At 71.9% G+C, this 20,849-nt stretch carries 18 protein-coding genes; 2 read left to right on the top strand and 16 right to left on the bottom strand.

Translation table 11 applies throughout. From position 1 onward, the window contains the following. Positions 1 to 30: 30 nt before the first annotated feature. The 4 genes from dpgA to ACZ61E_RS17665 all read right to left on the bottom strand — a co-directional run bounded on the left by dpgA (position 31) and on the right by ACZ61E_RS17665 (position 4,995). On the bottom strand, positions 31 to 1,251 hold the full coding sequence (gene dpgA, locus ACZ61E_RS17680; RefSeq protein WP_469700528.1) for a 3,5-dihydroxyphenylacetyl-CoA synthase DpgA: 1,221 nt from the start codon (positions 1,249 to 1,251) through the stop codon (positions 31 to 33). Next, complete coding sequence (locus ACZ61E_RS17675) at positions 1,248 to 2,492, bottom strand: aminotransferase class I/II-fold pyridoxal phosphate-dependent enzyme (RefSeq protein ID WP_469700527.1); 1,245 nt, start codon at positions 2,490 to 2,492, stop codon at positions 1,248 to 1,250. The genes dpgA and ACZ61E_RS17675 overlap by 4 nt, the downstream gene beginning before the upstream one ends. A 138-nt stretch (positions 2,493 to 2,630) precedes the next feature. Further along, a complete protein-coding gene (locus tag ACZ61E_RS17670) occupies positions 2,631 to 3,998 on the bottom strand; it encodes a phenylacetate--CoA ligase family protein (protein ID WP_469700526.1) in 1,368 nt (455 codons plus the stop codon). Between the two features lie 145 nt (positions 3,999 to 4,143). After that, entirely contained in the window at positions 4,144 to 4,995 is an 852-nt protein-coding gene (locus ACZ61E_RS17665; protein ID WP_469700594.1) for an enoyl-CoA hydratase/isomerase family protein, read from the bottom strand. Between the two features lie 306 nt (positions 4,996 to 5,301). On the opposite strand from ACZ61E_RS17665, the gene ACZ61E_RS17660 reads away from it, so the two are divergent. Then, complete coding sequence (locus tag ACZ61E_RS17660; protein ID WP_469700525.1) at positions 5,302 to 6,303, top strand: LuxR C-terminal-related transcriptional regulator; 1,002 nt, start codon at positions 5,302 to 5,304, stop codon at positions 6,301 to 6,303. Positions 6,304 to 6,324: 21 nt separating this feature from the next. Here the strand turns inward: ACZ61E_RS17660 and ACZ61E_RS17655 are convergent, their stop codons facing one another. From ACZ61E_RS17655 to fmt, 4 genes are all read right to left on the bottom strand, one after another. Continuing rightward, positions 6,325 to 7,662, bottom strand: coding sequence for an MFS transporter (locus ACZ61E_RS17655; RefSeq protein WP_469700524.1), 1,338 nt, complete (start codon positions 7,660 to 7,662; stop codon positions 6,325 to 6,327). Continuing rightward, on the bottom strand, positions 7,659 to 8,624 hold the full coding sequence (locus tag ACZ61E_RS17650; RefSeq protein ID WP_469700523.1) for an ATP-grasp domain-containing protein: 966 nt from the start codon (positions 8,622 to 8,624) through the stop codon (positions 7,659 to 7,661). The genes ACZ61E_RS17655 and ACZ61E_RS17650 overlap by 4 nt, the downstream gene beginning before the upstream one ends. A gap of 180 nt (positions 8,625 to 8,804) precedes the next feature. Next, the gene (locus tag ACZ61E_RS17645) at positions 8,805 to 10,238 is read right to left on the bottom strand and encodes an RsmB/NOP family class I SAM-dependent RNA methyltransferase (protein ID WP_469700522.1); all 1,434 of its coding nucleotides are present in this window, start codon (positions 10,236 to 10,238) and stop codon (positions 8,805 to 8,807) included. An 83-nt stretch (positions 10,239 to 10,321) separates the two neighbouring features. Continuing rightward, a complete protein-coding gene (gene fmt, locus ACZ61E_RS17640; RefSeq protein ID WP_469700521.1) occupies positions 10,322 to 11,278 on the bottom strand; it encodes a methionyl-tRNA formyltransferase in 957 nt (318 codons plus the stop codon). Positions 11,279 to 11,557: 279 nt separating this feature from the next. Here fmt and ACZ61E_RS17635 point away from each other — a divergent pair, with 279 nt between their 5' ends. Beyond that, complete coding sequence (locus ACZ61E_RS17635) at positions 11,558 to 12,097, top strand: hypothetical protein (RefSeq protein WP_469700520.1); 540 nt, start codon at positions 11,558 to 11,560, stop codon at positions 12,095 to 12,097. Between the two features lie 121 nt (positions 12,098 to 12,218). Here the strand turns inward: ACZ61E_RS17635 and ACZ61E_RS17630 are convergent, their stop codons facing one another. The 8 genes from ACZ61E_RS17630 to ACZ61E_RS17595 all read right to left on the bottom strand — a co-directional run bounded on the left by ACZ61E_RS17630 (position 12,219) and on the right by ACZ61E_RS17595 (position 20,849). Further along, the gene (locus ACZ61E_RS17630) at positions 12,219 to 14,366 is read right to left on the bottom strand and encodes a primosomal protein N' (RefSeq protein WP_469700519.1); all 2,148 of its coding nucleotides are present in this window, start codon (positions 14,364 to 14,366) and stop codon (positions 12,219 to 12,221) included. A 149-nt stretch (positions 14,367 to 14,515) separates the two neighbouring features. Further along, positions 14,516 to 15,724 (bottom strand): methionine adenosyltransferase, encoded by a 1,209-nt coding sequence (gene metK, locus ACZ61E_RS17625; protein ID WP_469700518.1) that lies wholly within the window; start codon positions 15,722 to 15,724, stop codon positions 14,516 to 14,518. Positions 15,725 to 15,983: 259 nt separating this feature from the next. Then, positions 15,984 to 17,255, bottom strand: a complete 1,272-nt coding sequence (coaBC, locus tag ACZ61E_RS17620; protein ID WP_469700517.1) for a bifunctional phosphopantothenoylcysteine decarboxylase/phosphopantothenate--cysteine ligase CoaBC — start codon at positions 17,253 to 17,255, stop codon at positions 15,984 to 15,986. 82 nt (positions 17,256 to 17,337) lie between these two features. Further along, the gene (gene rpoZ, locus ACZ61E_RS17615) at positions 17,338 to 17,610 is read right to left on the bottom strand and encodes a DNA-directed RNA polymerase subunit omega (RefSeq protein ID WP_023542989.1); all 273 of its coding nucleotides are present in this window, start codon (positions 17,608 to 17,610) and stop codon (positions 17,338 to 17,340) included. 80 nt (positions 17,611 to 17,690) lie between these two features. Continuing rightward, positions 17,691 to 18,254 (bottom strand): guanylate kinase, encoded by a 564-nt coding sequence (gene gmk / locus ACZ61E_RS17610; protein WP_469700516.1) that lies wholly within the window; start codon positions 18,252 to 18,254, stop codon positions 17,691 to 17,693. A gap of 38 nt (positions 18,255 to 18,292) precedes the next feature. Continuing rightward, a complete protein-coding gene (locus ACZ61E_RS17605; protein WP_469700515.1) occupies positions 18,293 to 18,616 on the bottom strand; it encodes an integration host factor in 324 nt (107 codons plus the stop codon). A 233-nt stretch (positions 18,617 to 18,849) separates the two neighbouring features. Beyond that, positions 18,850 to 19,743 carry an orotidine-5'-phosphate decarboxylase gene (gene pyrF, locus ACZ61E_RS17600; protein ID WP_469700514.1) on the bottom strand — a complete coding sequence of 298 codons (894 nt, stop codon included), beginning with the start codon at positions 19,741 to 19,743 and terminating at the stop codon, positions 18,850 to 18,852. Continuing rightward, positions 19,740 to 20,849 (bottom strand): quinone-dependent dihydroorotate dehydrogenase, encoded by a 1,110-nt coding sequence (locus ACZ61E_RS17595; RefSeq protein ID WP_469700513.1) that lies wholly within the window; start codon positions 20,847 to 20,849, stop codon positions 19,740 to 19,742. Before ACZ61E_RS17595 ends, pyrF begins: the two co-directional genes overlap by 4 nt.

Below are 20,849 nucleotides of genomic sequence, written 5' to 3'. Positions count from 1 at the left end.
GGTGCGGTGGTGCGCTCGGTGCGGGTGCCGTCACCACTGGACGAGCGCGGTCTCGATGGTGGAGCCGGGGCCCATGGTCATGAGCACGCCGTAGTCACCGCGCCGCACCCGGCCCTCCTCCATCAGGCGCTCGTAGGAGAACAGGAACGAGCCGCTCGACAGGTTTCCGTAGTCGCGCAGCACTCCGGTGGTGTGGCGCAGTGCGTACGTGCTGAGGCCGAGGTTGACCTTGACCGAGTCGATGACCTTCTTGCCGCCCGAGTGGACCAGCCAGTGGTCGATGTCCGCGCGCCCCAGACCGGTGCCGCGGAGCAGCCGGTCGACGACTTCCTCGGCGTTGGCGCCGACGACATACGGCACGTCACGGTCGAGGAAGAAGCTGAACTTGCCCTGGTCGTCGTCCCAGTCGTAGCGCATCGCGTCCACCGCTTCGGGGATGATGCGGCTGGCGGCCTTCAGTACGGTGCCCACGGGCGCCGCCTCGTCGGCCTCCGGCGTCCGCGTCTCGTGGTCGCCCAGCGCCGCCTGTGCCGTTCCCGCCGGGTCGGTGACCATCACCACGGCCGCCGCGCCGTCGCCGAAGAGGCTGTTCACCACCGAGGTGCGCATGGTGCCGTCGAAGACATAGGCGGCGGAGCAGACCTCCGCGCAGACCATGACGGCCGCCTGCCCGGGGTTGGCCGCCGACCAGGACGCCACGGCGGCCATGGCGTTGAGGCCGGCGTTGCAGCCCATCCCCACGACGTCGAGCCGGCCGGTGGAGACCGGCAGCCCCGCCTCCTTGACGAGATGGGCGGAGAAACCGGGCGTGAGCAGTCCCGTGGTGGTCACGCAGCAGAGGTATCCGACGTCGGAGAGCGCGAGTCCGGCCCGCTTCAGGGCCGTCTCCAGTGACTCCCGGCCCGTCCTGACGCCCTGTTCCCTGTGCTTGGCGAGCAGTTCGCCCTGGGTCTCGGTCCTGCGGGTGCCGTCGGCGAGTTCGGGCGGCAGGGTCAGATAGCGGCGCTCGATGGCGCTGTTGAGGAAGACGGACCTGATCCGGGGGTCCTCGATGCCGAACAGCTCCAGCATCTCGCGCTGGGTGTAGGAGTTGGCGGGGGTGGCCGTACCGAAGCCGACGACCGACGGCCGGGGACCCGCGTTCGCCGTGCTGAGCCGCTGTCCGGACGCCGGGGTCCCGGGTGCGCCGGAAACGGCGGTGTCGGAGGCCGGGGCGGTGGGTGCGGTGGCGGTGGGTGCGGTGGCGGTCATACCGGCACCTCCAGCTCGTTGGTGGCCAGCTCGATCTGCTCGGTCGTGTGCGCGGCCGAGACGGCCATCCGGATCAGCCCGCTGCCCTTGGCGACGGTCGGGAAGAACGCGGGGGTGACGATGACCCCCGCCTTGCGCAGCCGCGCCGCGGCCACGAGCGCGTCCTCCTCGCTCTTGAAGAGCGCCCCGCGGATCGGCGAGCGGGTGCCCGCGTTGAACAGCGCGCCTCCCGTGCGGGAGTCGAAGAGTTCGGTGTTGCGCCACAGGTCCCGCTGGAGCCGGGCCACCGTGCCGTCGAGATGCAGCTCCGCCGACGCCCGGCAGGCGCTGATGACGGGCAGGGCGATGGGGCCGCCGAAGATCAGCGGATTGCCGAAGCGTCTCAGCTCCACCGTGTCCTCCTCGGTGTTGAGCAGGACGAAGCCGCCGTTGCTGCCACCGAACGCCTTGGCGAGCGAGCCGACCAGGATCACCGAGGCGGGCAGCCCGCCGGGCAGGTTGCGGAACTCCTCGTACGCGAAACCGGCCCCCTGCTCCCCCGTGATCGACACCCCGTGCGCGTCGTCCACATACAGATAGCCCTCGGCCGCCGCGCACAGGTCGTACAGCGTGGCCACGTCGATGAGCCCGCCCATGGACCCCACACCGTCCACGAGGACGATCGGGGTGCGGCCGGCGTCGCGTACCGCCGCCAGCCGGACGGTGAGGTCGTCGAGGTCCTCGCAGTCGAACCGGTCCACGTCGCCGATCTGTTCGAGCACGCCGCGCAGCACCTGGATGGAGGCGTGCGCGGTGCGCTCGATCAGGAAGGTGACCCCGCTCGCCGACACCGGGTAGCTGGGCAGCACGCCCGTTCCGAGCAGCGGCAGCACACCCAGGTGGACACTGCCGACGGCCGTGAAGCAGGTGGCGTGCCGGCCGCCGTAGACGGTGCCGAGCATCCGCTCCAGCGTTTCGAGGTCCTCGTACCGCATCCGGGTGCGGGACGAGGAGAACTGCACGCCGACCCGGCGCAGGGTGGTGACGGCCGCCTCCACAACGGCCGGGTGGGTGTCGAGGCCGAGATAGGAGCAGGAGATGAACTCGACGGCTCTGCGGCCGTCCGCGAGCGTCACCTCCTTCTCCTCCCGGCCCGCGAAGACATGGCTGGTCAGGTCGGTGGCGATGGCCCGGGTCAGCGCGTCCGACGTCTTGTCTACGCGCGTGGCTACCCAGTTGTGACGTTCGATCGTACGAGGCATCTGAGTGTCTCCAGGGATGCGTACGGATGCGTGAGGGGGAACGGTCGGAACGGCTATCGGAGCGACGGCCGAGCGGCGCGGGAATCCCGCGGAGCGGCGTGACGGCCGCCGCGTGACGGACCTGCCGCGTAAGGGAGTTCAGCCTGCGGTGCGGTTGACGAAGAAGGGCGTCTTGCCCCGTGCCGTGTGGTGGAACTCGGAGCTGTCGACCCGCTCCAGCGTCAGCCCGCGGTACAGCGGCGCGGTGAAGACCCTCCCCATGTGGTAGGCGCCGTGCAGGGCGGCGACGGCGTCCTCGGTGGTGACCGAGGGCGGTGTGCGTTCCGAGACCAGCAGCCGGATCGAGAAACCCGGATCGTGCTGGGTCACCTGGAACTGGCAGTCGGCCGGGTCGCTGATGCCCAGCGTCGCCAGCTGCTCCATCACCAGATCACGGGAGATGGTGGTGCTGTCGACGTTCATGGACATCCCCACCCGGCCCGTGAGGGTCAGCTGTCGCGCGGCGCTGCCGCACAGACAGGGGCGGGTCTCGATGTATCCCTCGTCGCCGATCCGGTAGCGCAGCAGGGGCATTCCGGAGTCGGTGAGCATCGTCACGACGACCTCACCGATCCGGCCGTCCGGCTGTATCCGCTCGGCGTCCGTGTCGACCACCTCGACCACCAGCACGTCCTCGTGCAGATGGTGGGTCGAACCGCTCTGGTAGGTGCACTGGTAGCCGACGGGCCCGGTCTCGCTGGTGGAGTACGAGAACGACCGCACCCGCAGATCGGGCCGGGCGTCGGCGAGTTGGCGCTCCCTGCTCTCACCGAGGATCTCGCCGATGTAGAGCAGACTGCCCACGCCACGCAGGAGTTCACGTGTCGCGTCGCCGGTCAGCAGCCCCGTCCCCGCCGAGGGTGAGCAGATGACCGCGTCCACCCCGTTCTCGCGCAGCAGCTCCGCCGTCTCCGGGGAGGCGAGGGCGCTGCTGCCCATGGGGAAGGACATGGCCGGCAGCAGCTCCGTGACCTCCTGGGCGAAGGTGAACGCGCCGTTCAGCTCGCCCGGGTAGAGGAAGTTGGCGATACGGCGGGGGTGCGGCCGCAGCGCGCTGCGCACCCCGCGCGCGCCGAGAGCCGAGACCCGGCGGCTGAACTCCCACGAGTGGTGGATCATCTTGCGCCGTCCTGATGTACCGCTGGAGCGCAGGACGAGCCCCGAGCGGCCGTCGCCGAGCACCAGATCCTCCGAGGCGGGCGGACAGGACGCCTGGAGATCGGCCGGTGAGAACAGGGGGAGTTTCAGCAGATCGCGCGGCACCCTGATGTCGAGCGCGCCGGGCCAGGAGGCGGCCACCGCCGGATCCCTCCTCAGGGCGTCCACGGTACGGGCGAGATTGCGCTGCTGGATTTCCTCCAGCTGCGCCCGCGTCAGAATGTCGAGATTCTCTGCCAGTTCAATCTTTGACGACTCACCGGCAGGCGCCCCGCCCTGTGGCGAGGCCGGATACATTTCCCCCAGCACGATTTCCTCACTTGGTCCGCTGTTCAACAGATTCACCTGTCCCCACCGGTTGGCAGAGGCATGTTTTTCGGCCATTGCGTCGCCGCCACCGGGCCGGAAATAGTTGAATCCCGGTTGTTTCCGGTGGATGCCCCGGCACCCTCCGTCACGGCGGTACGTTCGCCGCAGCGGGCTGATTCCCGTTCCGGTCCGCGGTCCGGTATCCGGGCCAGTCCGGTGGGCGGCGGCCGTTGAACGCGGCGACGCCCTCCGCCCAGTCGGCCGAGAAGGCGACCGTGTGCCAGGCGGCGTCCTCGACCTCCAGCCCCGCCGCCAGATCCCGGCCCTGCCCCAGTCGCAGCGCGCGCTTGGCGGCCCGCAGCGCCACCGGCGAGTTGGCCGCGTAGGTCCGGGCGAGGTCGAGAGCCGTGGCGCGGGCGGCGCCCGCGGGCGCGAGGACGTCCACCAGCCCGAGGCCGTGTGCTTCGGTGGCCGGTACTCGCCGCCCGCTGAAGATCAGCTGGGCCGCGACGGCGGCGCCGACCCTGCGGGGCAGCAGCTGCGTACCGCCGCCGCCCGGAATGACCCCGACCGTGGTCTCGGGCAGCCCCACCGTCGCCCCGGGGTCCGCCACGATGACGTCGCAGGACAGCGCGATCTCGTAGCCGCCCCCCAGCGCGTAGCCCTGAACAGCGGCGATGACCGGCATGGGCAGCGCGAGGACCCCCGCGTACGCCGCCCGGCTGCCGGGTCGCGCCGCGGCCCGGTCGGCCTCGGTGTAGCCGGCGCGCTCCTTCAGGTCGGCGCCCACACAGAAGGCACGTTCACAGCGGGAGGTGATGACGGTGACGCCGACGGAGGGATCGTGTCCGAGATCAGCCGTCGCCTCGGCCAGCGCGGCGCCGAACTCGGCGCAAACCGCGTTCATGCGTTCTGGCCGATTCAAGACCAGCTCGGCGATCCGGCCGTTGTGTGTGCGGTGAACGAGAATGTACGCTCCGTAGCGCAGTTCGGACATCACGCCCTGCCCGGTACCGGATCGGGGCAAATGTCTGCCATCGACGGTGAGCACGCCGTCGCGCTGTGGATTCCGGGCACGGCCGAATATGGCACGTACGGACATGTGATTGCGCGCAGCACGACTCGTTTCCCCCCGACGTAATCAGTGCCTGATACGACGTAAATCTGCCACCCGCCGAGAGGGGGCCGCCAGTGCGCATGCACGTCGTAATGCCGCCAGGCGAGAATGCGACGGGCCGAAAACCCGCCAAAATGCCTGAACGGATTAATCTGGATTCTTCGGACATGAGGTAGTGCAGTGAATATGCCAGCTCACCATGTTGATCATTCTCCGCTCCCGATCGACGAGGAGATCACCGCGGCCTACGCATTCCTCTGCGGTTCGGGGAACGCGTCGGTCGAGCAGATCGCCGCGGCGCTGGAAATCGGAATCGACAGGGCACGGCAATTGGTCGGCCGCCTCGCGGAGTTACATCTGATCGATTCGGCCGGGGACGGCACGTACACACCGGGATCGCCCCGGGCACTCGGCGCCGGCGTGATCGCCCCCGCCATCAGACAGCTGGAGAGCGGCCAGCGGCAGATCATCAGGATGATGACGGAGCTGGACGCCCTCACCAAGATCTACGAGCGGAGTCCCGCCGAGCGGCTGCGCCGCCCCCGGATCGAGATCCTGCCCGAGGTCACGGCCGTACGGGCGGTCCTGACCGAACTCTCGGCGGGGGCACGGACCGAGATCCTCACCTCCCAGCCGGGCGGTGCCCGGCCCGCCGACGTACTGCGCGAGTCCCTCGACCGGACGGAGGCGGTGCTGAGCCGGGGCATCACCATGCGCACCATCTACCAGTACACCGCCCAGTTCTCCCAGGTCACGGTGGACTACGTCCGCCATGTGACGGAGCGGGGCGTCGAAGTGCGCATGCTCGGGGACGCGTTGATGCGGATGATCATCTTCGACCGGGAGATCGCGGTGCTGCCGCAGTACGACCGGGACGGTGCCGTGGTCGTCAGCGACCGGAGCATCGTGGACTTCGCGGTGCAGGCGTTCGAACGCGCCTGGCCGGTGGCGAGGCCGTTCCCCGTCTCCTACGACCGGGGCCAGGTCAAGAGCACCTCCGTGGAGATCCAGCTCTCCATCTCGCGGCTGCTGGTGGAAGGGCTGGAGGACAAGGTGATCGCCCGCCGCATGGGTATGTCGCTGCGGACCTGCCAGCGCCATATCTCGGAGATCATGTCGCGGATCGGGGCCCGCAACCGGATGCACGCGGGCTATCTCCTGGGGAAGCTGATCGACAGTCAGAACTGACCAGGCACCGGCGCCCCACGCTCAGGAACGGTCGCCGTCCCGGGCGGACGAGGCGCCGGGCGGAGCGGCCGGCGAGTCGTCGGGTGCACCACCGGGAGTACCAGCGGGCGAGACCTCGGGTGTGGGCTCGGGCGAGTCCTTGCCAGCGCCCGAGGGCATGACGTAGCGCGTGACGGCGAGACCGCCCACGAGCAGCACCAGCCCGGCCAGCACACCCACCCCCATACCGAAGTGGGCCGGTTCCGGCAGCCAGGACGCGGAGGTGCTGACCGCGACTCCCGCCGCCATGTTCCCGCAGATCTCACCGATGGCCGTGACCAGGCTGACGAGCGCGATGACATCCGTCAGCCGTGTCTGCGGCACCGTGTCGGCCGCCTCCACCTGGATCTTCGGGAACGCCAGACACTCCGCGACGGCGAACAGCGTCAGCCCCGCGAGGATGAGCGTCAGGCTGCCGGTGAAGGAGAGCACGAGCCCCGTGCCCCCGCCCACCGCGACGATCAGATACAGCGCGCCGCGCTTCAGCCGGGTGAAGAACGGCAGCAGCGCCAGCTGGATGGCGATGATCGCCAGCGGCTGGAAGCTGAGGAACAGCGTCCGGTGCTCCGCCTGGGCGGGGTTGACCACCTCGTACAGCAGGATCATCGCGTAGAGGAACCCCATCGCGAAGTAGATCGCGAAGGTGTACCCGAGCACCACCGCCACCGCGGGCGTCCTCAGGACGGTGAGCCGGCCGCGGAGCCCGTTGGCGCCCCGGGGCGGCAGCGCGAAGTCGAGCCCCCGGGCGAGGAGCCCGACGGTGATTCCGATCGTCGTCTCGACGGCGGCCAGGGCCAGCAGCGCGGGAACCCCGCCCCGCCCGACCGGCCCGGCCGCGAGCGGCGCCAGCACATAGGCGGTGTTCAGCAGGATGAAGAAGACCTGGAAGACCTGGCTGCGGCGGTCGTCGGTCGCCGCGGCCACCAGCAGGGAACGCACCGCCGGGCGTGAGATGCCCACGCCGAGACCGGCAAGCACCGCGAAGAGATACAGCGCCGGGGCCGAGGTGCTCACGGCGACGGTGACGAATCCGGCGGCCTTCAGCGACGAGGCGATCGTCAGGACCCAGGCCGGATGGACCCGGCTGAACGCGATCGGTGTGACCAGCGCGCCGACCAGGGCCGAGCCGACATGGACGGACAGCGCGAAGGAGAAGACGGACGGCGCGATCCGCCCGCCGTGCAGGACCGCCACCGGAAGCAGCGTGAGCACCATCGCCAGACCGAAGTTGGACAGCAGGGTGAAACCCAGCCCCGCCCCCACGGCCCGGGGATGCCAGCCCGTCTTCGGCGCCGCCGTCTCCGTAACCGTTCCCGTCATGCGCGGTGCGCCGGGGCGGACTCGGACAGCAGCCGGGCGACCCACGGGAAGAACGCGTCGGCGAGCTGCGACCGGGCGGGCTCGGGCATCGAGGAGAACTCCGCCATGGCGGTGCCCCACTCGCCGAGCACCGGCCCGTCGTCGGTCAGCAGCCAGTCGACACAGAGATATCCGGCCTGGAGATCCGCGACGATCCGCTCCACGTCCCCGAGGACGGCCGCCACGTCCGGGTTGGCGCTCGAACTGCCGCCCTGGGTGATGTTGGCGAGATACGCGCCCTCCGCCGGACTGCGCAGCATGCTCGCGGCGAACTTCCCGTCGACCATCGCCACCCGCAGATCACCCTTGTTGGGCAGATACTCCTGCACGATGTAGCTCTGCCCGGTCTGGGACGCGATGTCGACGGCGGCCCGCAACTGCTCGTAGCTGTCCAGCTTCAGCACGCCGAAGCCGATGCCCATCTCGCGCGCCTTGAGGATGTACGGCCCCTCGCCGATCTCCTCGCGGACGACGTCGAGGCCCTTGCGCGCGTACCGCCCGAAGGGCAGCGCCACCGTCTTCGGCACCCGCACGCCGAGCGTCGACGCACGGGCCAGGATCGCCAGCTTGTCGCGCTCCAGGCACTCCGGCCCGACGAGCGAGCGGTTCAGCAGGACGGAGTCACTGGCGTCGATGGCCCGGTAGATGCCCCGCAGGAAGTGCGTGGCCTGCGGGTCACCGCTCACGTCGTCCACGATGTACGCCTGCCGCGTGCCGAGCAGATCCACCCCGTCGTGCCACAGCCGGGGACGCTCGTCGCACGCGGGCACGAGCTCGTTCGCGCTGATGAAACGGAAGGCGAATCCGTGCCGCGAGCAGGGCTCCGCCCAGCGCTCGGTCATCTGCTCGGTGATCTTGTCCACGTACTCCGGCAGAAAATCGTCCGGATGGCAGATCCACGTCACCAGGCGCTCATTCGCCACGATCGCAACTCCTACAAGAGACCTCATCGGCATGTGACGGCACCCCCGCGACCACTCCGACCGCTGCACCGACGACGTCTCACTCTTGCAGGATTCCGGCCGGCCTCTCGCCCATCCGAGGGCTCGGATCTTCGCCTTGCGCCGATGCGACAGGGGTTCGAGAGCGGCCCGCCGGTCAGCTCAGGCGGTGCGGCGCAGCAGCGCCAGATACATCGCGTCCGTGCCGTGGACGTGCGGCCACAGCTGGACGTCGGGACCGTCCCCCAGCGCCGCCACACCGGGCATCAGCGGGCGGGCGTCGACCCACTCCGCCCCGGCGGCCGGGCCGCCCCTGCCCTTGAGCACGTCCTCCACCACGGCGCGCGTCTCGGCCGGGTGCGGGGAGCACGTGGCGTAGCCGACCACCCCGCCCACCCGCACGGCCCTCAGCGCCTCGCGCAGCAGGGAGCGCTGGAGCGGGGCGAAGCCCTCCAGGTCCTCGGGACGGCGGCGCCAGCGGGCCTCCGGGCGGCGGCGCAGGGCGCCGAGTCCGGTGCACGGGACGTCGACCAGCACGCGGTCGAAGACGCCGGGCCGCCACGGCGGGCGGGTGCCGTCGGCGGTGATCACCTGGTACGGGCCCGGGTTGCCCGTCAGCGCGCGCTCGACCAGGCGTGCCCGGTGCGGCTGCTTCTCGGAGGCGAGCAGCCGCGCGCCCCGCTCGGCGGCCAGCGCGGCCAGCAGCGCCGCCTTGCCGCCGGGGCCCGCGCAGCCGTCGAGCCACCGGCTGTCGGTGCCCTCCAGCGGCGCGTTGGCGAGCGCCACGGCGACGAGCTGGCTGCCCTCGTCCTGGACTCCGGCCCGGCCCTCGCGTACGGCGTCGACGGCGCCCGGTTCGCCGCCCTCGGTGAGCCGGACCGCGTACGGGGACCAGCGTCCCGGCAGTGCGGACTCCTCGCCCAGTGTGTCGAGGAGCGCGTCGGCCGAGACGCGTCCGGGGCGCGCGACGAGCGTCACCTCCGGGCGTTCGTTGTCAGCTTCGAGGAGGTCCTCGATACCGCCCCGGCCGCCCCCGAGCGCGTCCCAGAGCGCGGAGACGATCCAGCGGGGGTGCGAGTGGACGACGGCGAGATGGTCCTCGGCGTCCTCGTCGTACGGCGGCGCGACCCGCTCCACCCAGGTGTCGAGGTCGTCCCGGGAGATCTTCCGCAGCACGGCGTTGACGAACTTGGCGCGTCCGTCGCCGAGCACGACGCGGGCCAGCTCGACACTCGCCGACACGGCGGCGTGCGTGGGGATGCGGGTACCGAGCAACTGGTGGGCGCCGAGGGCCAGTACGTCGAGCACCGGCGGGTCGACCTGGCGCAGCGGGCGGTCGATGCAGGCCGAGATGATCGCGTCGTACGTGCCCTGGCGGCGGAGCGTGCCGTAGACCAGTTCGGTCGCGAGCGCCGCGTCGCGGTTGTCGAAGTCGCCCGCCTCCCTGGCCTTCTTCAGGAGGGGCGGGAGGACGAGGTTGGCGTAGGCGGCGCGTTCGTCGACGGCCCGCAGCGCCTCGAAGGCGAGGATCCGCACGGGATCCTTCTTGGGACGGCGGTGGGTCTTGGCGGGACGACGACGTGCCTGCTCGTTCAAAGGTGCTCCGCGGTGAGGAAAGGTGGTCCGGAAAGGTGCCGCGCGGGAGGTGAGGTGGTGCCGCGCGTGGCGGTCGGACCTCCTCAGCGTACGTCCGCGGGCCCCCCGGCCGCGCCGAGCCGCTCGACGGGGGCGATCCGCACACCGCGGGCCCAGTCGGCGGCGCGCATGGGCTTCTTGCCCTGCGGCTGGACCCAGAGCAGTTCGACGGCGTACGAGCCGGTGCCGACGTGCACGGAGTTCTTGCCGACGGTCGGCTCCCCGGGCGCGAGGTCGGTGCGCTCGGGCGTCGGCGCGACCTGGATCAGCTTGAGGCGTTCGCCGCGGAAGACGGTCCAGGCGCCGGGAGCGGGGGTGCAGCCGCGTACGACCCGGTCGACGCGCAGCGCGGGCGCCGCCCAGTCGACCCGCGCGTCCTCGACCGTGAGCTTGGGCGCCAGCGAGACGCCTTCGGCGGGCTGCGGCACGGCCTTGAGCGTGCCGTCCTCGATGCCGTCCATGGTCGCGGCGAGCAGTCCGGCACCGGCGAACGCGAGCCGGGTCAGCAGGTCACCGCTGGTGTCGGTGGGCCGTACGTCCTCCGTGATCACACCGTAGACGGGTCCCGAGTCGAGCCCCTCCTCGATGAGGAAGGTGGCCGCTCCGGTCGTCTGGTCACCGGCGATCACCGCGTGCTGCACGGGCGCGGCGCCGCGCCACGCGGGGAGCAGCGAGAAGTGCAGGTTCACCCAGCCGTTGGCCGGGACGTCGAGGGCGACGCGGGGCAGCAGCGCGCCGTAGGCGACGACGGGGCAGCAGTCGGGGGCGATCTCGCGCAGCCGGGCCAGGAAGTCCTCGTCGCGGGGCCTGGCGGGCCGGAGGATCTCGATGCCCTCCTCCTCGGCGCGCTGCGCGACGGGGCTGGCGACGAGCCGGCGGCCCCGGCCGGCGGGTGCGTCGGGGCGGGTGACGACGGCGGCGACCTCGTGCCGGTCGGAGGCGATCAGTGCGTCCAGGGCTGGTACGGCGACCTCGGGGGTGCCTGCGAAGACGAGCTTCACTGCGGGACTTCCTCGCTCTCTCGTGCGGCTTCCGGTCGGCCGTCGGCGGGCGGGCGGCGGGCACCCGTGCGGCCGGCGGCGGACAGCGCACCAGTCTATGGGCCGTCCGGGAGCCGGGACGGCAGGGGGCGTACGGGAGCCCGCGCGCCCCAGGCATATGCGCTTACGCCCCCGCAGCGTGACCACATCGGCGGGTGGCGCGTTGTCAAGGGAGATTGACCTCAAACGGGCCGCCCGTGCGGCTCGATCCGTTACAACGCCGGTTCGAGAGGCTTGTTCATGGCCGACCACGCAACCCACGACGCACAAGCCCGGGCAAACCTGCACCTGTTGGTGCGGGACATCGAGCGCGTCCGCCGGCAGGTGGACGCACTGCGCACCCTGACAGCCCAGTTGGGCAACGTCTACCGCCCGCGTCGTTCGGGCCCTTCGACGGGCTTCGTCGTCTACGGCCGGGCACCAGCCCCGACCGTCCGTCTCGCTCAGGAGCTGCGGGACAGTGTCGAGAGTCTGGTGACGGCGGCCGTGGACTTCGATCGCTCGCTCGGCTTCTCGTGGGACGCGGTCGGCTCGGCGCTCGGTGTCACCAAGCAGGCGGTGCACCGCCGTTACGGTACGAGACGCGCGGCCCAGCAGGCGGCGCTCGCCGAGGGCGACCGCCCCGCGGACCCCGCGCCGCAGCCCCGGCCTCCGGGCCCCCCGCAGGGCGTCCCGGCGGTACCGGCGGCCCGCTCGATGCCGCCGCAGCCGCCGGTGGCCCCGCAGCCGCACCGCGAGGAGGCGCGCCCCGGGGCGCTCCCGGGCCCGCGCAACGGCTGACCGGGCCGTCGTCCGCTCACACGGAAGGGGCGGCCGCCGAGGCGGCCCGCCCACCGGTGGCGAGCCCCGCCGCAGGGGCCGGCCGACGCCGCGTCGGCCGCTGCCGGGGAGGGATCGTTCGTCAGCCGATGTCGGGGGGATCGATCCGGATGCGCACCGGGTCACCGCCGCCCCGTGCCAGCCGGCCCGCCTGGGCCGACTTCAGGGCCGTCGCCAGCGCCGCTCCGCTGCCCGGCGGCACGCGCAGCAGCGCGCGCTCCCACACCTCGCCCGGCGGCGGATCGCCGGTCCTGCGGGGCCGGGCCGAGTCCGTGACCGGCAGCGGGACGGGACCCAGCACCTCGGCGTCTGGCGGCAGTTCGGCGGCGGCCAGGAACGCGGCCACCGCGTCGGGCCGGCCGGTCACCGCCGCCATCCGCGACACCGGCGGAAAGCCCAGCTCCGCCCGCTCCGCCAGCTCGCGCTGTGCGTGGCCGACGGGGTCCCAGCGCACGAGCGCCTGGACGGGCCGCAGCGTCGGCTCGGCCACGATCACGACCGCGCCGCCGTCGGCCTGCCCCCGGACCAGCGAAGCGGCGTGCAGCCAGCGCCGCAGCGCCTCCTCCCCCGCTCTCAGATCGGGCCGGCCGAGCATCGCCCAGCCGTCGAGGAGCAGCGCCGCCGCGTAGCCGCCCTCGGCGACGGGCTCGGCGCCGGGCGTGCTCACCACCAGCGCGGGCCGGCCGGTCACCGAGTCGAGGACGTGGTCACGGCCCGACGTCCGCACGGGGACGGCCGGGAACGCCCTGCCGAGCTCCTCGGCCGTACGCCGCGCGCCCACGACGCTGGCGCGCAGCCGCGTGCCGCCGCACTCGGCGCAACGCCAGGCGGGCTCGCCGCGTCCGCACCACCCGCAGTGCAACTCCCGCTGTTCGGGCGCCTCCAGGGGCCCGGCGCAGTGCCGGCAGCGGGCGGGCGCACGGCAGCGCTCGCAGCCGAGCCGGGGAACATAGCCGCGCCGGGGCACCTGCACCAGGACCGGGCCGGTCCTGAGCCCTTCCCGGACGGTCTGCCAGGCGAGGCTGGGCAGCCGGGCCGCGCGGGCGGCCTCGTCACGCGCCAGCTCCCCGTCCCCCACGGTCCGGATCAGCGGCGCGGCCGTACGGAAGCGTTCCCGGTCCGCCGTCATCGGCAACGCCCAGCCGGTCTCGACCAGTTGGGCCGCCTCGACGGTGCAGCCCGTACCGCCCAGCAGGAAGGCGCACCTGTCGTGCGCGGCGCGCAGCAGCAGCACCTCGCGGGCGTGCGGCAGCGGTGCGTGGGGTTCGCTGTGGCTGGAGTCGCCGTCGTCCCAGATGGCGACGAGTCCGAGAGCCCGCACGGGAGCGAACATGGCCGCGCGGGTCCCCACGACGGCGCGCACCGAGCCTCGCCGGACGGCGAGCCACTGGCCGTACCGCTTCTGCGGGCCCGCCTCGGCGGTGAGCAGCGCGTGGTGGCCCTCGCCGAGCAGGGCCGTGAGCGCGGTGTCGACGCGCGCCGCGGCCCGACCGTCCGGGACGACGACGAGCGCCCCGCGATCCGAGGCGAGCGTCGCCGCGACGGCCCGCGCCAGCTCCTGCGCCCAGTGGGGTCCGGGCAGCGCGGTCCACACGGCTCGCGGGGAGCCGCCGTCGGCGAGCGCGTCCAGGAACGCCGCGCCCTTGGCGTACCGCTCCCAGGTGCCCGTCCCGGGTCGGCCGGGCGCGGGCAGCGGGTCGGGGGAGGCTCTCGCCTCCGCGCGCGCGTTCCTCGGTGGCACCGCCAGTTGCAGGACGTCGGCGAGGCTGCCCGCGTACCGGTCGGCGACGGCCCGCGCCAGCCCCAGCAGCTCGGGGCCGAGCACCGGCTCGGGCGACACCACACCGGCGAGCGCGGCGAGCGGTCCGTTGTAGTCCGACTCGGCACGGCGCTCCACGACGAAGCCGTCGATCAGCCGCCCGCCCTCCCGGCGCCCGCCCCGGACCTGGTGGGCCCCGGCCCCGAAGCGCACCCGCACCCGGACGCCCGGCTGCGCCGCCTCGTCGAGCTCCTCGGGCACGGCGTAGTCGAAGAACTGGTCGAGGTGGAGCACCCCCTTGTTCACCACGACGCGCGCCACCGGCAGCTCCGCGGCCAGCGGCGCCCCCCGCCAGGTCCGGGGCTTGGCCCGGGGCACCTTGGCGGCCCGCACGGTCTCCCGGATGAACGCGAGCTGCTCCGGCCCACCGCCCCCGGCGGACTCCTCCGGCTCCTCGTCGTCGCTGCTCACAGCCAAATTCTTACCAGACGGCACCGACACCCGCGGACCGCCCGCGGACGGGCCGGAGCCGACCGCTCCCGGCCCCCGCGGTGATACGCCGACGGGCCCCGACACCATCGGTGTCCGGGGCCCGTCGCCGCTGTCGTACGCGGAAGTCCTTACAGACCCGCCGCCTCGCGCAGCGCGTCCACGCGGTCGGTGCGCTCCCAGGTGAAGTCCGGCTCGTCGCGGCCGAAGTGCCCGTAGGCCGCCGTCTGGGCGTAGATCGGGCGGAGCAGGTCCAGGTCGCGGATGATCGCGGCCGGGCGGAGGTCGAAGACCGTGGCGATGGCCTGTTCGATCTTCTCGATGTCGACGGAGGCCGTGCCGAAGGTCTCGACGAACAGGCCCACCGGCTCGGCCTTGCCGATCGCGTACGCGACCTGGACCTCGCAGCGCGAGGCGAGGCCCGCGGCGACGACGTTCTTGGCGACCCAGCGCATGGCGTACGCCGCCGAGCGGTCGACCTTGGACGGGTCCTTGCCGGAGAAGGCGCCGCCGCCGTGGCGGGCCATGCCGCCGTAGGTGTCGATGATGATCTTGCGGCCGGTGAGGCCGGCGTCGCCCATGGGCCCGCCGATCTCGAAGCGTCCGGTCGGGTTGACCAGCAGACGGTAGCCCTCGGTGTCCAGCTTGATGCCGTCCTCGAGGAGCTGCTTGATCACGTGCTCGACGACGAACTCGCGGATGTCGGGTGCCAGGAGCGAGTCCAGGTCGATGTCCGAGGCGTGCTGCGAGGAGACGACGACCGTGTCGAGGCGGACGGCCTTGTCGCCGTCGTACTCGATGGTGACCTGCGTCTTGCCGTCGGGGCGCAGGTAGGGGATGGTGCCGTTCTTCCGGACCTCGGAGAGCCGGCGCGAGAGCCGGTGGGCGAGGTGGATCGGGAGCGGCATCAGCTCGGGCGTCTCGTCGCAGGCGTAGCCGAACATCAGACCCTGGTCGCCGGCGCCCTGCTTGTCCAGCTCGTCGCCCTCTCCCTCGACCCGCTTCTCGTAGGCGGTGTCGACACCCTGGGCGATGTCGGGCGACTGGGCGCCGATGGAGACCGAGACGCCGCAGGAGGCGCCGTCGAAGCCCTTCTTCGACGAGTCGTAGCCGATCTCCAGGATCTTGTCCCGGACCAGCTTCGCGATGGGCGCGTAGGCCTTGGTGGTGACCTCACCGGCCACATGGACCAGACCGGTCGTGATCAGGGTCTCGACGGCCACCCGCGAGGTGGGGTCCTCCCTCAGGAGCGCGTCGAGAATGGTGTCGCTGATCTGGTCAGCGATCTTGTCAGGGTGACCTTCGGTCACAGACTCCGAAGTGAACAGACGGCGCGACACATCGCTCCCTGGGGTTGCAGCGGCTGCTGGCTAGATCCTTGGCGGAACGGACGGGGAGCTGCGCCCCGCGACGTTCCGGGGCCAGTTTATCCGGCAGACGCCACGAAAGGTCCAGGTGTCTCGGCCAGTGGGAGGCGAGTTAGGGGTCGTCGCTCCGTCCTGCGATACGACGATCACCCCCTATCCCCACCCCAAACATTGGGTTTGGGCCGTTTTCACACACCTGGACGGGCGAACGAAGAATTAACGTCCCGTTCGTCTACACGGCCCCGAGCGCCGGTACGACGAGGTCCCAGACGGTGTCGGCGAGCGCCTCCTTGGGACCGTACGGAACGGGTGTCTCACCGCCGTCCGCCGCGAGGATCACCGCTTCGTTCTCCTCGGCGCCGAAGGTCTTGCGCTCCCCCACCTCGTTGACGACCAGCAGGTCGCAGCCCTTGCGGCGCAGCTTCGCCCGGCCGTTGGCGAGGACGTCGTCCGTCTCGGCGGCGAAGCCGACGATCACCTGTCCGGGCCTGGCGCGCTCGGCGCCGATCTCCGCGAGGATGTCGGGGTTGCGGACGAGCACGATCGGCGCGGGCTCCTCGCCGTCCTTCTTCTTGATCTTGCCGTCGGCGTAGGAGGCCGGGCGGAAATCGGCCACGGCGGCCGCCATGACCACGGCGTCGGCGTCCGCGGCTGATTTCAGTACCGCCTCACGCAGTTGTACGGCGGTTCCGACGCGTACGACGTCGACGCCCGCCGGGTCCGGCAGCCCGGTGTTCGCCTCGATGAGGGTGACGCGGGCGCCGCGGGCCGCCGCCGTTCGGGCCAGGGCGTACCCCTGCTTCCCCGAGGAGCGGTTGCCGAGGAAACGCACGGGGTCGAGCGGCTCGCGCGTCCCGCCGGCGGAGACGACGACATGGCGTCCCGCCAGGTCGGGCGCCCTCACGCCGCGGGCCAGCAGGCGGCGGCAGACCTCGAAGATCGCGTCGGGGTCGGGCAGCCGCCCCTTGCCGGTGTCGACGCCGGTGAGGCGGCCGACGGCGGGCCCGACGACGACCGCTCCGCGCTCGCGCAGGGTCGCGACGTTCGCCCGGGTCGCGGGGTGCTCCCACATCTCGGTGTGCATGGCCGGCGCGAAGACCACCGGGCAGCGCGCGGTGAGGAGCGTGTTGGTCAGCAGGTCGTCGGCCAGGCCCTGCGCGGCCTTGGCCAGCAGGTCGGCGGTGGCGGGGGCGACGACGACGAGGTCGGCGGACTGCCCGATGCGTACGTGGGGCACCTCGTGGACGTCCGACCAGACCTCCGTGGAGACGGGGTGGCCGGAGAGCGCGGACCAGGTCGCGGCTCCGACGAAGTGCAGGGCGGACGCGGTCGGCACGACCCGTACGTCATGGCCCGACTCGGTCAGGCGGCGCAGCAGCTCGCACGCCTTGTACGCGGCGATCCCGCCGCTCACCCCGAGGACGACCCGGGGCCCGCCGCCCGTCCGCCCCGGCTGTTCCGTCCGCTCCGTCAGGCCCGCCTGGTCCACCGTGTCTCCCCGCATTCGGACGGATTCGTCTCCCCCATGACACACCACGGGCCCGGCAGTCGCGCCGCCGGGCCCGTGGTGAGAGGAATGGTCGCCGCTACTGCGCCGGGCCGTCGATGGCCTCGGACGTCAGCAGACCCGCGTTGATCTCACGCAGGGCGATCGAGAGCGGCTTCTCGTGGACGTGCGTGTCCACCAGCGGACCGACGTACTCGAGCAGGCCCTCGCCGAGCTGCGAGTAGTACGCGTTGATCTGGCGCGCCCGCTTGGCCGCGTAGATCACGAGGCTGTACTTCGAGTCGGTGGCCTCGAGCAGCTCGTCGATCGGCGGGTTGATGATGCCCTCGGGCGTGGAAATGGAAGAGGACACTCTCTTGCCTTCCGAAGAAAAAACAGGGAAATACAGGGAAAACCAGGTGCTGCCGACGGCTGCGCGAAAGCAGACAGGGGTCAGACAACTGCCATCAAGGCTAGCAGCTCGCGCGCCACGTCCTCGACGGAGGTGTTCACCAGGCTGATGTCGAACTCCGACTCGGCGGCCAGCTCCACCCTCGCGGCCACCAGCCGTCGCTCGATCACCTCGGGCGACTCGGTGCCCCGGCCGGTCAGCCGGCGGACCAGCTCGTCCCAGCTCGGCGGCGCCAGGAAGACCAGCTGCGAGTCCGGCATGGAGTCCTTGACCTGCCGCGCGCCCTGGAGGTCGATCTCCAGGAGTACGGGCTCGCCCGCCTCCAGGCGCGTCTGCACCGCGTGGCGCGGTGTGCCGTAGCGGTTGCCGGCGAACTCGGCCCACTCCAGCAGCTCGCCGTTGGCGACCAGTTTGTCGAACTCCTCGTCGGTGACGAAGAAGTACTGGACGCCGTGGCGCTCGCCGGGGCGCGGCTTTCTGGTGGTGGCCGACACCGAGAGCCATACCTCGGGGTGAACCTTGCGCATATGCGCGACGACCGTGCTCTTGCCGACGCCCGAAGGGCCGGAGAGCACGGTCAGCCGCGGATGAACCTCTGGTGCCATGCAGCGATTATCCAGGTTCCCGGGGGTGCCCGGGAACGTCAGGCGGGACTGCCGCCGAACTCGCGTTCAAGCGACGCGATCTGGTTGGAGCCGAGACCCCGGACACGGCGGCTTTCGGAGATGCCGAGTCGCTCCATGATCTGCTTGGCGCGCACCTTGCCCACGCCGGGCAGGGATTCGAGGAGGGCGGAGACCTTCATCTTGCCGATGACGTCGTTCTCCTGACCCTGCTTGATGACCTCGTGGAGGGAGGCGCCGGAGTGCTTGAGTCGATTCTTGACCTCGGCCCGCTCCCGGCGAGCCGCGGCGGCCTTTGCGAGCGCGGCTGTGCGCTGTTCAGGGGTAAGGGGCGGAAGAGCCACGCCTACGTCACCTCGGATGTCGAACTGTCGGATACGGACCGGTGCGGAACGGGTTCGTCCCACACCAGGCGAGCAACGAGCGAAGCTTCCGCGCGTTGACTCTCGACGGAGACTAGCGGTGCAGACCGCTCTCGTCAGCGAGAACAGCCGAAAAGTCCTGGTCAGCATCGCTCGACCAGGACATTTCCGGCAAAACAACCCGCTTTTCTGTCAGGATCCGCGTTCGAACCGCGTCAGTGCGCTCCCCGAGCACCCTCGACGGCCGCCCGGACGTCGTCGTTGAACCGCTCCGCCGCCGCACGCAGGGCGTAAACATCCGGACCGTGCCGGAGTACCCCCCGGCTCACACTCGGCACCACGTCGCGGACCGCCGCGCCGAACACCCCGGGGAGGTCCGCGGGTGTGGCGCCCTGCGCCCCGATGCCGGGGGCGAGCAGCGGCCCGTTGATCGCGAGATCGACCCCGGCCTCACCGATGGTCGCCCCGACGACCGCGCCGACCGAACCGAGCGGTGTCACACCGGCGTTCTCGGCGGCGGCGTGGTCGAGCACCGTCTGCGCCACCGAGGCACCGCCCCCGGTGGTGGCCCGCTGGACCTCGGCGCCCTCCGGGTTGGAGGTGAGCGCCAGCACGAAGAGGCCGGAGCCGCTGACGCGCGCGGCGTCCAGCGCGGGGCGCAGCGAGCCGAAGCCGAGGTAGGGCGAGACCGTGAGGGCGTCGGAGAAGAGCGGGCTGTCCTTGTCGAGGTACGTGGCGGCGTACGCGCCCATGGTGGAGCCGATGTCGCCGCGCTTGGCGTCCATCAGGACGAGCGCGCCGGCGGCCCGCGCCCCGGCGACCGCCTCCTCCAGGACGGCGACACCGCGGGAGCCGAACCGCTCGAAGAACGCCGACTGCGGCTTCAGTACGGCGACGCGGTCGGCCAGTGCCTCGACGACGGTGCGGGTGAAGGCCGTCAGGCCCGCGACGTCGTCGCTCAGGCCCCAGTCGTGCAGCAGCGAGGCGTGCGGGTCGATGCCCACGCAGAGCGGGCCCCTGGTGTCCATGGCGCGCCGCAGGCGGGCCCCGAAGGGCTCGCGCTCCGGGCCGGCGTCCACGGACGCGGCGGTGTCGGTGGCGTCGTTCACGCGTGCACCTTCCTGGTGTCGGCGCCGACGGCCTCGGCGAGGGTGGCGTACGGGCTGGTGGCCAGCCGGGCGGCGAGCCCCTTGTGGATGCCCCGGCTCCAGAGCGGGCCCTGGTAGATGAAGGCGCTGTAGCCCTGGACGAGCGTCGCGCCCGCCAGGATGCGCTGCCAGGCGTCCTCGGCGTTCTCGACGCCGCCCACGCCGACCAGGGTGATCCGGTCGCCCACGCGCGCGTAGAGCCGCCTCAGGACCTCCAGCGAGCGCGCCTTCAGGGGCGCCCCGGACAGTCCGCCGGTCTCGGCGAGCAGGGACGGGGCGGTCTTCAGGCCGAGGCCGTGCCGCCCGACCGTGGTGTTGGTGGCGATGATGCCGTCCAGACCCAGCTCCACGGCCAGGTCGGCGACGGCGTCGATGTCGTCGTCGGCGAGGTCGGGGGCGATCTTGACCAGGAGCGGGACGCGCCGCTCCGGTACGACCCGGTCGGCGGCCTCGCGCACGGCCGTCAGGAGCGGGCGCAGCTGGTCGACGGCCTGGAGGTTCCGCAGGCCGGGGGTGTTCGGGGACGAGACGTTGACGACGAGGTAGTCGGCGTGGGCGGCCAGGCGCTCGGTCGACGTCACGTAGTCGGCGATCGCCGCGTCGTCCGGTACGGCCTTGGTCTTGCCGATGTTGACGCCGACCGTCGTACGGAAGATCTCGCGGCGGGTGGCCAGACGCAGGGCGACGGTGGCCGATCCGTCATTGTTGAAGCCCATGCGGTTGATCAGCGCCCGGTCGGCGGGCAGCCGGAACAGCCGCCGCGGGGGGTTGCCCGGCTGCGGCTGCCCGGTGACCGTGCCGATCTCGACATGGTCGAAGCCGAGCATCGACATGCCGTCGACGGCGACGGCGTTCTTGTCGAAGCCGGCGGCGAGACCGAAGGGGCCGTGCATCCGCAGCCCGAACGCCTCGGTGCGCAGCGCCTCGTAACGAGGGGCGAGCGCGGCGGCGACGAAGGTGCGCAGCACCGGGACGCGGACGACGAGCCGGATCCAGCGGAAGGCCAGCAGGTGGGCCTGCTCGGGGTCCATGCGGCGGAAGAGGAGCCGGAAGAGGAGTCGGTACAT

The sequence above is a fragment of the Streptomyces sp. NPDC104581 genome (assembly GCF_055583685.1).
Note: the sequence above shows the minus strand (reverse complement) of the source record. Positions and strands in the feature narration are given on the sequence as shown.

Coding starts and splice junctions, on each gene's coding strand:
- ACZ61E_RS17675 (WP_469700527.1), bottom strand. CDS start 2,492: ATGCCTCGTACGATCGAACGTCACAACTGGGTAGCCACGCGCGTAGAC.
- ACZ61E_RS17595 (WP_469700513.1), bottom strand. CDS start 20,849: ATGTACCGACTCCTCTTCCGGCTCCTCTTCCGCCGCATGGACCCCGAG.
- ACZ61E_RS17655 (WP_469700524.1), bottom strand. CDS start 7,662: ATGACGGGAACGGTTACGGAGACGGCGGCGCCGAAGACGGGCTGGCAT.
- ACZ61E_RS17665 (WP_469700594.1), bottom strand. CDS start 4,995: ATGTCCGAACTGCGCTACGGAGCGTACATTCTCGTTCACCGCACACAC.
- dpgA (WP_469700528.1), bottom strand. CDS start 1,251: ATGACCGCCACCGCACCCACCGCCACCGCACCCACCGCCCCGGCCTCC.
- coaBC (WP_469700517.1), bottom strand. CDS start 17,255: ATGCGGGGAGACACGGTGGACCAGGCGGGCCTGACGGAGCGGACGGAA.
- gmk (WP_469700516.1), bottom strand. CDS start 18,254: ATGGCACCAGAGGTTCATCCGCGGCTGACCGTGCTCTCCGGCCCTTCG.
- ACZ61E_RS17660 (WP_469700525.1), top strand. CDS start 5,302: ATGCCAGCTCACCATGTTGATCATTCTCCGCTCCCGATCGACGAGGAG.
- ACZ61E_RS17635 (WP_469700520.1), top strand. CDS start 11,558: ATGGCCGACCACGCAACCCACGACGCACAAGCCCGGGCAAACCTGCAC.